This is a genomic window from Mycobacterium gordonae (assembly GCF_002101675.1).
GTDB classification, from domain to species: Bacteria; Actinomycetota; Actinomycetes; order Mycobacteriales; family Mycobacteriaceae; genus Mycobacterium; species Mycobacterium gordonae.
The window spans coordinates 1-9,421 of record NZ_LQOY01000171.1 but is presented as its reverse complement, the minus strand read 5'-3'; the positions used below and the strand labels follow the sequence as shown (position 1 = coordinate 9,421).

At 65.2% G+C, this 9,421-nt stretch carries 4 protein-coding genes and 6 pseudogenes; 7 read left to right on the top strand and 3 right to left on the bottom strand.

Features of this window, described 5'->3' with window-relative positions:
• Nucleotides 1–551 precede the first annotated feature (551 nt).
• A pseudogene (locus AWC08_RS38575) lies at nucleotides 552–1,195 on the top strand (hypothetical protein).
• 52 nt (nucleotides 1,196–1,247) lie between these two features.
• Nucleotides 1,248–1,825 (top strand): annotated as a pseudogene (locus AWC08_RS23360) (helix-turn-helix domain-containing protein); the annotation flags it as partial.
• A 100-nt stretch (nucleotides 1,826–1,925) separates the two neighbouring features.
• Here AWC08_RS23360 and AWC08_RS23355 read toward each other — a convergent pair.
• Both AWC08_RS23355 and AWC08_RS23350 read right to left on the bottom strand, forming a co-directional pair.
• Complete coding sequence (locus AWC08_RS23355; RefSeq protein WP_069435310.1) at nucleotides 1,926–3,959, bottom strand: site-specific integrase; 2,034 nt, start codon at nucleotides 3,957–3,959, stop codon at nucleotides 1,926–1,928.
• Complete coding sequence (locus tag AWC08_RS23350) at nucleotides 3,956–5,167, bottom strand: tyrosine-type recombinase/integrase (RefSeq protein WP_055577260.1); 1,212 nt, start codon at nucleotides 5,165–5,167, stop codon at nucleotides 3,956–3,958. Before AWC08_RS23350 ends, AWC08_RS23355 begins: the two co-directional genes overlap by 4 nt.
• Nucleotides 5,168–5,221: 54 nt before the next feature.
• On the opposite strand from AWC08_RS23350, the pseudogene AWC08_RS23345 reads away from it, so the two are divergent.
• The 3 pseudogenes from AWC08_RS23345 to AWC08_RS35750 form a co-directional block, all read left to right on the top strand.
• Nucleotides 5,222–5,577: pseudogene (locus tag AWC08_RS23345) on the top strand (DDE-type integrase/transposase/recombinase); the annotation flags it as partial.
• Nucleotides 5,574–6,379 (top strand): annotated as a pseudogene (locus tag AWC08_RS23340) (ExeA family protein). The pseudogenes AWC08_RS23345 and AWC08_RS23340, both read left to right, overlap by 4 nt.
• 167 nt (nucleotides 6,380–6,546) lie before the next feature.
• Nucleotides 6,547–6,845: pseudogene (locus AWC08_RS35750) on the top strand (IS3 family transposase); the annotation flags it as partial.
• Between the two features lie 236 nt (nucleotides 6,846–7,081).
• On the opposite strand, the gene AWC08_RS23330 reads toward AWC08_RS35750, so the two are convergent.
• The gene (locus tag AWC08_RS23330; RefSeq protein ID WP_083271413.1) at nucleotides 7,082–8,308 is read right to left on the bottom strand and encodes a L,D-transpeptidase; all 1,227 of its coding nucleotides are present in this window, start codon (nucleotides 8,306–8,308) and stop codon (nucleotides 7,082–7,084) included.
• A 519-nt stretch (nucleotides 8,309–8,827) separates the two neighbouring features.
• On the opposite strand from AWC08_RS23330, the pseudogene AWC08_RS38570 reads away from it, so the two are divergent.
• Both AWC08_RS38570 and AWC08_RS38565 read left to right on the top strand, forming a co-directional pair.
• Nucleotides 8,828–9,082 (top strand): annotated as a pseudogene (locus tag AWC08_RS38570) (metal-sensitive transcriptional regulator); the annotation flags it as partial.
• A gap of 133 nt (nucleotides 9,083–9,215) precedes the next feature.
• Nucleotides 9,216–9,356, top strand: coding sequence for a hypothetical protein (locus AWC08_RS38565; protein WP_232008128.1), 141 nt, complete (start codon nucleotides 9,216–9,218; stop codon nucleotides 9,354–9,356).
• The last annotated feature ends 65 nt before the right edge of the window (nucleotides 9,357–9,421 follow it).

The window sequence follows — 9,421 nt, the reverse complement described above, 5'->3', positions numbered from 1 at the left end:
ACACGGCACAATAAATACGACCACGTGGCCTACTTTTCGACCGTCACTCCTGGCCTACGTTTGGACCGTCGTCAACATCACCGCCGACGAGAAACACCACGACACCAGGACGTGTCTTGTGGAGAGCCCGGTGCATTGAGAGATGCACGCCGGGTTCGGGAAGCGGCCCGGAGAAACGGAACAGCCGCAAGAGTGTCAGCGCGCTCTGGACCGACTTTCACCAGTAGCCAGCCGACCGCAACTCCGCAACAGCAACCACGCCGATCTCTGCGACCGTCATACCCATAGCCGTCTCCTTCCACAGACGTAGAGATACGACGGACGCTAACTATCCCCCGAATCGTTAAGCCGAGGAATTCCTCAGCGAACCCGGCTGTTCGGGGGCATTCAGGGTGAGCACATGGAGGTAGGGTTGCGGCGCTGACGGTAAGCAGCGTGGGGCCGGTTATGCCCCGGTTTGTGTGTGTGGTGCCGGGGCGGCACGGTGATCAGGTCATTGGTAGGCGACGGCCCTCCCGCCGTCTCTTGGCCGAGTGCTACGGGAGGGCCGCCTGTGTGCGCTCGGAGGCGCAGGGGTCACCGTAGAAGCAGATGTCGATCAAGTCGAGCGCAGGCTGGGCGGCTGGTGAGCTGAGCTGCCCATCGTGCGGGGGTGTGCTGGCGGGTTGGGGGCGGGGACGGTTGCGGCAGCGGCGCGGATGGGCCGGTGGAGTTGTGTCAGCGCCGGTGGCGCTGCACTAGGTGCGGGGTGACGCATGTTTTGTTGCCGGTGACCGCGCTGCTGCGCCGCGCCGATACCGCAGCGGTGATCGTGTCGGCGCTGGCAACGAAGGCCACAACCCCGGGTGGGGTTTCGCCGAGTCGCTGCGGATTCGACGCGTCCGGCCGAGACGGTGCGGGGTTGGCTGCGCCGGTTTGCCCAGCGGGCCGAGGCGATGCGTTCGGTGTTCACCGTGTGGCTGGCTGCGGTGGCTGCCGATCCGGTGATGCCGGATGCGGCCGGCGGGGTGTTGGCCGACGCGGTGACGGTGATTGCGGCGGTCGCGACCGCAATCACACACCGTTCTTGCTGCCCAAGGTGTCGCTGTCCGAGACGGCGGTGGCGGTCTCCGGTGGCCGGTTGTTGGCGCCGGGCTGGCCCGGCGAGCCGGTGCAACACGAGTCGACCCAGCCGGCGGCGCCGATCACGCCGTAAATCTGTGCGCTGTTGTGTGTTTGACGGACAGCAACCAGGAAGGAGCGGGCCGGTGGCGGTCAGCGACGATGAGGAGAAGGTGCGTGCAGAGCGCGCGCGGGCGATCGGGTTGTTTCGCTACCAGTTGATCCGGGAGGCCGCCGATGCGGCGCTTTCGACCAAGGAGCAGGGAAAGATGGTGCGCGAGCTGGCTTCCTGGGAGCACATCGACCCGTTCGGGCGGCGAGTGCGTATCAGCCGCCCGAGCATCGACCGCTGGATCCGCGACTGGCGCGCCGGCGGGTTTGACGCGCTGGTGCCCAATCCGCGTCAGTGCACACCACGCACTCCGGCCGAGGCGTTGGAGCTGGCGGTGGCGCTGCGCCGGGAAGACCCGCAGCGCACGGCCGCAGCGATCCGGCGGATCCTGCGCACCCAGCTAGGCTGGGCGCGCCCGATGAACGCACCCTGCAACGCAACTTCCACCGGCTCAGCCTCACCGGCGGCACGGCTGGCGGATCGGCGCCGGTGTTCGGCCGGTTCGAAGCCGAGCATCCCCACGACCTGTGGACCGGGGATGCGCTGTACGGCATACGAATTGCGGCCCGTAAGACGTATCTGTTCGCGTTTCTAGATGATCACTCCCGGTTGTAGCAACATCCTGGCATCCGACGCAACAAGACCCCCGAAACCCCTGCTGCACGGCGTGTCTCGGCTGCCGCCGCTGCGAGTTCCGAACTCGGACGAAACGTCAAGCCCCTGCTAGAAAACGTTCACGCCGTCCGGAGAATGATGCATCAGCTGCAACATCGCTCATTTCGGCGTCGGTGATGAACAGCCGCCGGAAGTCGTGGGGGGTTACCCTTAGCGGCGCCCCGCTGGCGCCGGTCAGCTCGGTGCTAGCCAGTGTGTCGTTGATCAGCTGGCGGATCATGTTGGGGCTCAGTGGCCGGTCTTCCAGGCGCCAATGCCATTGGAACAGTAGCGGCATCGGTGGGTTCCAGATCCTCTCGTGGTAGTCGTATGCCGAGACGAGCGGGATGCCGCCGTCGGGTTGGCGGATGCGGGTGACGATGGTGGCCAGCACGTCGGCCAGTTCCGGGGAGATCACGAGCAGTCGTTCGGCGTCGGTTTTGGACGGGGTGATCTGCAGCAGCGGAATCAGTTCGCCGGTGGTTGCATGCCGGTATTGGATCAGGCTGTGGTGTGACAGTTCGGTCAGTTCCTCGATGCGGATGCCGGTCAGCCGCAGCACTTCGATGCTGGCCCATGCCCAAAAAGCTCGTCGCTCTTCAGCTTTGAGGTCACGACGACTGCAGGTCGCGGGGTCTTCGGCCCAGAGGTGGGTGCCGGATTCCGGTGAATGCTCGGCCCGCCGCAGCGCCTGCCCGTCGATGGTGATCTCCCGACCAGGCTCGGTGGCCAGGACTGCGGCCAGCGCTTGGGTGGCCCGCTGGCGGCGGTTCTCGGCAGCGGTCACCAGTGTCGGCAGCACGGGAAGGCGTTCGCGAGTGCGCTGGTCCATCCGGGACTTGCGGGCAGCGGCGGTTTTGGCGCGGCCGCTGGTCAATTCGCCGCCACGGATGGGGCAGACCGCGACCCACGGCCCCCACCGGGCCGGGTCGTCGGCGGCCCATTGCGCGATGTCCAGATAGAACGTGCGGACGTTGCCCAGGTGCTGGATCGCCGACAGTCGTGGCGTATGACGCTCGACGAGCTCGCCGCCCTCGACCGTCGTGGTCGTCTTCACCTGCATGCGCAGCTTCCATGCCGCGGCGACCTCGTGGTGCAGGCCCAGCGAGGCGATGCCCGGGTGATGCAGCTCCAAGTCGCGCCAGAACAACTTGCCCAGCACATAGGATAGCTGGAGCACGGTCGCGTAGTCGGAGCCGGCCTGCAACTCCCGCAGATAGTCCACCAGCAGGTCCCGGATTGGCCGGCACTGGATGCCGTATCGGTCGATCATCTCCTCGACGCTCATCTGGCCGTGGACGTGAAACGCTCTAGTGCTCGCCGGTGCGTTGTCGGGGAACCGACCCAAAGAACGCACTAGCTGGTAGAAGAAGGCACTGCGGTATCCGCGGTCCCTGCCGCTGGCTTTGGTGGCCTCCGCGGCGAGCTGCACCATCTGGATGCAGTCGCCGGCGGTGATGTCGATGGCCCGACCTCCTTTGCCTGCCATGATCATGGCGATACGCGCCAGCGCGATCCCGCGGGCCCAGTCGCCTACGGCCAGCCGCTGGCACTGGTCGTTCAACACCGCGAACCCTTGCGGGTCGCGGCTGCGGGCCAGCGCAGTCGCGAGGTTCTTCGGCGACGGAGTCGCCAGCAACCAGCCCAGGCTCGGACGGATCACATCGGCGCAGATCAGCACCGACAGGCCGCGCGAAAAGCGGCTTTTCAGGTTGCTGACCGCGGTTTCGGTGCGGCCGGCCGCCAACGGCGTCACCGCAAGGATCCGCCAGTCGGCGGCGTGCTCCGCGCCTGAAGCAGTCCACCGCGCCTGCAAGGTACTTCCCGGCATCGTTGCTAGCCAGTCCAGCACAGTGCGTACACCTCGGCGCACCTCGGCCTGGTATTCGGCGTTATCGGCGGTGAACGGCGTGGTGAGCACCCGGGCAAGGACACGTCCGCGCGAGGCTTCGGTCGCCTCCCACGACACAGGATTCACCCGGGGCGGGAACTGCTTTCGCAGTTCGAACACGTCGCGGCGATCCGAACGAGGTCGCCGCTGATCGCGGCTCGTCGCGGGTGCCACCGACGAAGCCGGCGCCGTCGTGGTCACCGCGCGGCTCCCGGGAACAGCACATCCAGCGACTCGGGTCGGTATTCCGGCGCGATGAGCGCCGGCGCAGACGGCGCCGTCGCCCGCCGCGCATGGTGGGCCAGGATGCTTGCGATGGTCTCCCCGATCGGAGCCGAGGTATAGATCTGGGTGGTGGTCAATTGGGCATGACCCAAGATCCACTGCACATCGGTCAGCGCCATCTCCGGGTCGCGGGCCATCCGATAGGCAGCAGTATGACGCAGGTCATGGATCGAATAGTCCGTTCCAAGAACGGAATTGACGCGGACGAACATCGCCCGGCCTGCGTGATAAGTCAGCGGCCGAAACGGCCACCGCAGTGTCTGCCACAGCGGATCATCGCGCCTGGTCGGCATCTGTCCGTGAAACTCCGCCTGATACAGCCGAAGCCACACGAACGCATCCGGCGAGGCCGGAAGCTGCTGCGCCGCCCGGCTACCCTTGCGGATCACCGTGATCAGCTGCAACCCGGCATCCACATCACCGCAATGAACGCCCAGCAACTCCGACGCCCGGGCACCAGTCGAGACGAAGAAAGCGACCAACGCCCGATCACGATGCGATCCCAGCCCGGCGAACAGTTCGTTGAACTTCTCATCCGGCATGCAGCGCGGCAGCCGGTCGACCAGCTTGGGCCGATACAACCCGACACGCTCGTTGCGATGTGGATGCATCGGATTATGGTGCGCACCAAACCGTTTGCGTCGCCGCTCCCGCACTAGCGGGAACGGGTTCAGCATCGGCCCGGCACCGGTGTCCACATGAAAGTCGTAGAATGACCGCAACACACTCTCCCCATGGGCGGCAGTCCGCGGCGCATACTTCCCACCGGACACCGCAGAGGGTGCCTTGTCGCTGCACTCCCAGCGCACGCTCACCGGCTTGCTCCCGATCTGAATCCAACGGCAGAAGTCACGCGCCTCGACCCAGGTCGCCTGGTCCCACGGCACCTGCACCGCCCACAGAAACCTGAACCAGCGCAACAGATCATGACCATACGACCGCTGCGTCGCCTGCGACCGCCCGCACGCCTGCACCTCTTTGAGGAACGCAGCGACCGGCACAACCACTTCCCCGCGCGGATCGATCAACCGATACGGCTCCCACGGCGAACCGGTCGCCTCCAGCCGCCCGACCCGAGCAACGATCAGCGCCCCCAGGTCTCGCCCCGACTCATCTTCGACCACGGCGCCGAACCCTAACGGCCCCCAACGCCCGGGCGCCACTGAACAGGGAAAACTACCCCAGTAGTTCAGTTAACAGGCAACAGCTACGAGGTCGACCCGACGCTGGTCGGCCGCAAGGTCGAGCTGGTGTTCGACCCGTTCGACCTCACCCGCAACGAGGTGCGTCTGGCCGGCGCGCCGATGGGCCTGGCCATTCCGCACCACATCGGGCGTCACACCCATCCCAAGGCCAAACCCGAAACCCCCTCGGCGCCAACGCAACCCTCCGGCATCGACTACGCGCGGCTGATCGAGATCACGCATCAAGCCGAGCTGGCCCACGGCGTGAACCACGCCGCCCTCACGGGGCTAGCGACCAAATCCCCGGACAGCTCGACCTGCTCACCGGCCAGGAGGTGGCACCCCAATGATGGACAAGCTGATCTCCTACTACGGCTTGTCTCGGATGCCGTTCGGCCGCGACCTGGCCCCGTCCATGCTGCACCGCCACAGCGCGCACAGCGAAGCAGTCACCCGTATCGGCTGGTGTCGCCGACCGCCGCATCGGAGTGATTACCGGCGAGGTGGGCGCCGGCAAGCCCGTGGGTGTGCGCCGCCCTCGCCCGCCTGGACCATAGCCGCCACACCGTCATCTACCTGCCCGATCCCACCGTCGGGGTGCGCGGCATCCACCACCGCATCGTGGCCTCGCTGGGTGGGCAACCGTTGACCCACCACGCCACCCTGGCCCCCCAAGCCGCCGACGCGCTGGCCGCTGAACAGGCCGAACGGGGACGCACACCCGTCGTAGTCGTCGAGGAGGCCCACCTCCTTGGCCACGACCAATTGGAAGCGTTGCGCTTGACCAACCATGAGCTCGACTCCTTGAGCCCGTTCGCACGCCTGCTCGTCGGCCAGCCCACGCTACGGCGACGAACGAAACTCGGCGTGCTCGCCGCGCTCGACCAGCGCCTCGGGCTGCGCTACACGATGCCGCCCACGAGCGATACAGAAACCGCCAACTACCTGCGCCACCACCTCAAGCTGGACGGACGCGAGGACACCCTGCTCTCCGACGACGCGGCCGCGCTGGTCCACCAGACCAGCCGCGGCTATCCCCGCGCGGTCAACAACCTCGCCCTGCAAACCCTCCTCGTAGCATTCGCCGCCGACAAAGCCATAGTCGACGAATCCTCCACTCGCACCGCCGTTGCCGAAGTCACGGCAGACTGAACACCATCCCGACACCCCGAAACCACCGACCCCGCCGGACACCTCTCGGCGGGGTCATTTCATACCCACACGTCCTCACCGTCAGTGCCGCCGTCATGCTCATCCAGAGTGCCGGTCAACACCCGGCCCGAGCAGGCCATCCGAGGATTCCGCGGCTACACCAACGAGACAGGGGCAGCCAATTCAAGTCACGGAAGTTCGTCCACGCACTGTCGCACAACGGGTTACACAGACCGATGGGCCGCGTCGGCGCATGCGCAGACAGCGCCGCCATGGAGTCGTTCTTCGCACTTCTAAAACGCAACATGCTCGACTGAAAACTCTGGTCCACCCGAGCCGAACTACGCTTGGCGATAGTGGCGTGATCGAGCGGACCTCCCACCGACGCCGCCGGCAACGCGCACTCGGCAAGCTCACCCCGATTGAGTTCGAACTGCTCCACACAACAGTCGCAACCGCGGCCTAGAACGCACCCACGAGTCAATTGAACTCGGGGCAGTCCCTTCAGGCCGATAAGTTTCTATGCGGGGCGATCTGCCCCGAACCGGCCGGGAATCACATCGCGTTCAATGAGCTAACCACCGCGCGCAATGCCCGCCGCCGTGATCTACGTCGAGGTATACGCGACCGCACCAGCCCAATGATGATCGCGTCACCGGCGCCTAGCGAGTTAGTGAGCGCCAGCACATGGTTGGGGCCGGGTCAGGCGAGGGCGCTTCCGGCCTGCCATTGCGCCCAGGGCACACTCCAGTCGCCGTTGTTCTGCAACGACAGTGACGGGCCGCCGGTGTTGCGGATCTCGACGATGTCGCCTGGCTGGGAAAACCCGAAGAACCATTTGGCGTTGTCGCCGTTGAGGTTTAGACAGCCATGGGAAGTATCGGTGTTGCCTTGGGCCCACACGGTGCTGTCGAGTTGGTGAAGATAGATCCCGTCGGGGCTGATGCGGGTGGCGTAGTTGATGGTCTCGCGGTAGCCGAGATGGGAGCTGACGGGCAGACCATAGGTCGACGAATCCATCACGACCGGATTGGACTTATCCATCACCGTGTAAACACCGGGCGGGGTCCAAAATGTCAGGGTATGGCCGGCGACGGTTTGGGTGCCGCCCATGCCCATCGAGGTGGGCATGGTGCGCACCAGAACACCATTGTCGTACACATTGACCTGTTTGGTGTTGTCGTCGGCGATAGACACATGCGCGTCCCCGATGGTGAACGAAGTCTGCTGGTCCTGTTGGCCGTACAGTCCGCCACCCAGCGGCGCGCCGTAGATGTTGGCCGCCACTCTGATTTTCGTGCCCGCCGCGTAGTAATGCTCCGGGCGCCAATGGGCGTTCTGGTCATCAACCCAATACCAGGAGCCCTCCACGGCCGGAGCCGTCGTCACAATCAGTCGGCGCTGCGCGGCCGCCCGATCGGTGATGGGTTCATCGAAGTGGGCGACAATGACCGTGCCGATTCCGTAGCTGCCGCCGTCGCGCAACACCGCACCCGAGGTGGTGGTCAGCGACACCGAGGCCTGATTCTTAGGTGTGAGCGTGGTGAACCGGGACATCTGTGACGCGGGAGTTCCCGTCGGCCCGCGACTGACCACGGTGATGGTGTAGCTGCGGCCGTAACCAAGCGGCACGCCAGGCTTCCACACTAGGTGGTCGGGGCTCATGGCACCCGGGATCGGCTTGTCTTGGTCGTTTACCATCTGCACGTCGGTCAGGGCGCCGTTGGCCGCGCTCACCGTGACTGCGCCCAGCGGGTCAACGTTCACGGCGTTGGGGCCTGGGGTGACGGTGACGGTCGCAGGCGTTTCACGGCGGGGGGCCGACTGTGTGGCAAGCGCACCATTGCGGTCATCGCTTCGCCCGATCACCACCGCGGCCACCACGGCCATCACCGTCACACTGATCACAGCGATCGCGATGCGGCTCATACGAGTTTGTCGATCAAGAGACACGAGACGCCTTCCGTTCTTCCAGATTCGTTGTCATCGGCGCCGCGCGGGCTACAGCCACGTACGGCATCAGAAGCTACAAGCCCACGTCAATCGTGAACGTTGAAGCTCAGGTGGTCGAAGCTGCGGAATGGGGCGACCACTGCCCCTTACCGCAGGGCTCCATGGGTCCGGACCCATACCCGTTCAGGGTATAGCATGTTGCCGGCTCTCTCGATCTTCAGCACCAATGGCTCAGACCAATACACGAGACATCGGTCAGTTCCTTTCCGCATTGACGCCTGTCAGCCAAGAACCGACCCACTATACGGTTGGGCACGATACGGGCTTGCGGCAGTCGGATAGACGGAGACGCCATGAACAACTCGTGGTGTGACTGCACCCGCCCAATGACTGGCACCATACCAATACCCGTACAGGTATTCAAGCGGTCGGTAAGATGACACCCAGATACCCCCTGGGGTAGTATCTGGGATGTCTACTGGAGATGGGAATTCAATGTTCGGCGACGAAGACACCATCACCGCGGTGCTCAACCGATTGCGGCGCACGCAGGGTCAACTCGCCAGGGTGATAGCCATAATCGAGCAAGGCCCCGACCGCAAAGAAATGATCACCCAGCTCGCGGCGGTCTCCCGCACCCTTGACCGGGCTGGGTTCATGATCGTGGCATCCGGTCTGCTGGACTGCATTAACGAGAGCAGCTCAGGCGAGCCACCGCGGCCGACCGAGACCCAGTTGGAAAGCTTCTTCGCCCTGTCTCGCTCGCGGCCTCAATCGGTGATGCGGACAGATAGCCAAGAGTCCAGGCCCGCTGTTGGGCGCTGCGCCGCAACCGACTTGCCAGTCGCGGCGTCGGGCAGACGAACTGACAAGGAGAACTGTCATGCAAGACCAGGCGTTGACGGCGCCCGGCATGTTCGGGATGCCCAAGCCGCAGGGATGGACGATCGAGCGGATCGTGAGCCTCGTAGCCGGGACTGTAGTGCTCGCAACGCAGATCGCGCAGACCGCGCGATATCTCTAGGTGAGCGGCGTGTGGAGTCGACGTCTACGACGGGGCCGCGGCTTGGCGTAGGTCCGTCGTCGTGG

Coding starts and splice junctions, on each gene's coding strand:
- AWC08_RS38565 (WP_232008128.1), top strand. CDS start 9,216: ATGCAAGACCAGGCGTTGACGGCGCCCGGCATGTTCGGGATGCCCAAG.
- AWC08_RS23330 (WP_083271413.1), bottom strand. CDS start 8,308: ATGAGCCGCATCGCGATCGCTGTGATCAGTGTGACGGTGATGGCCGTG.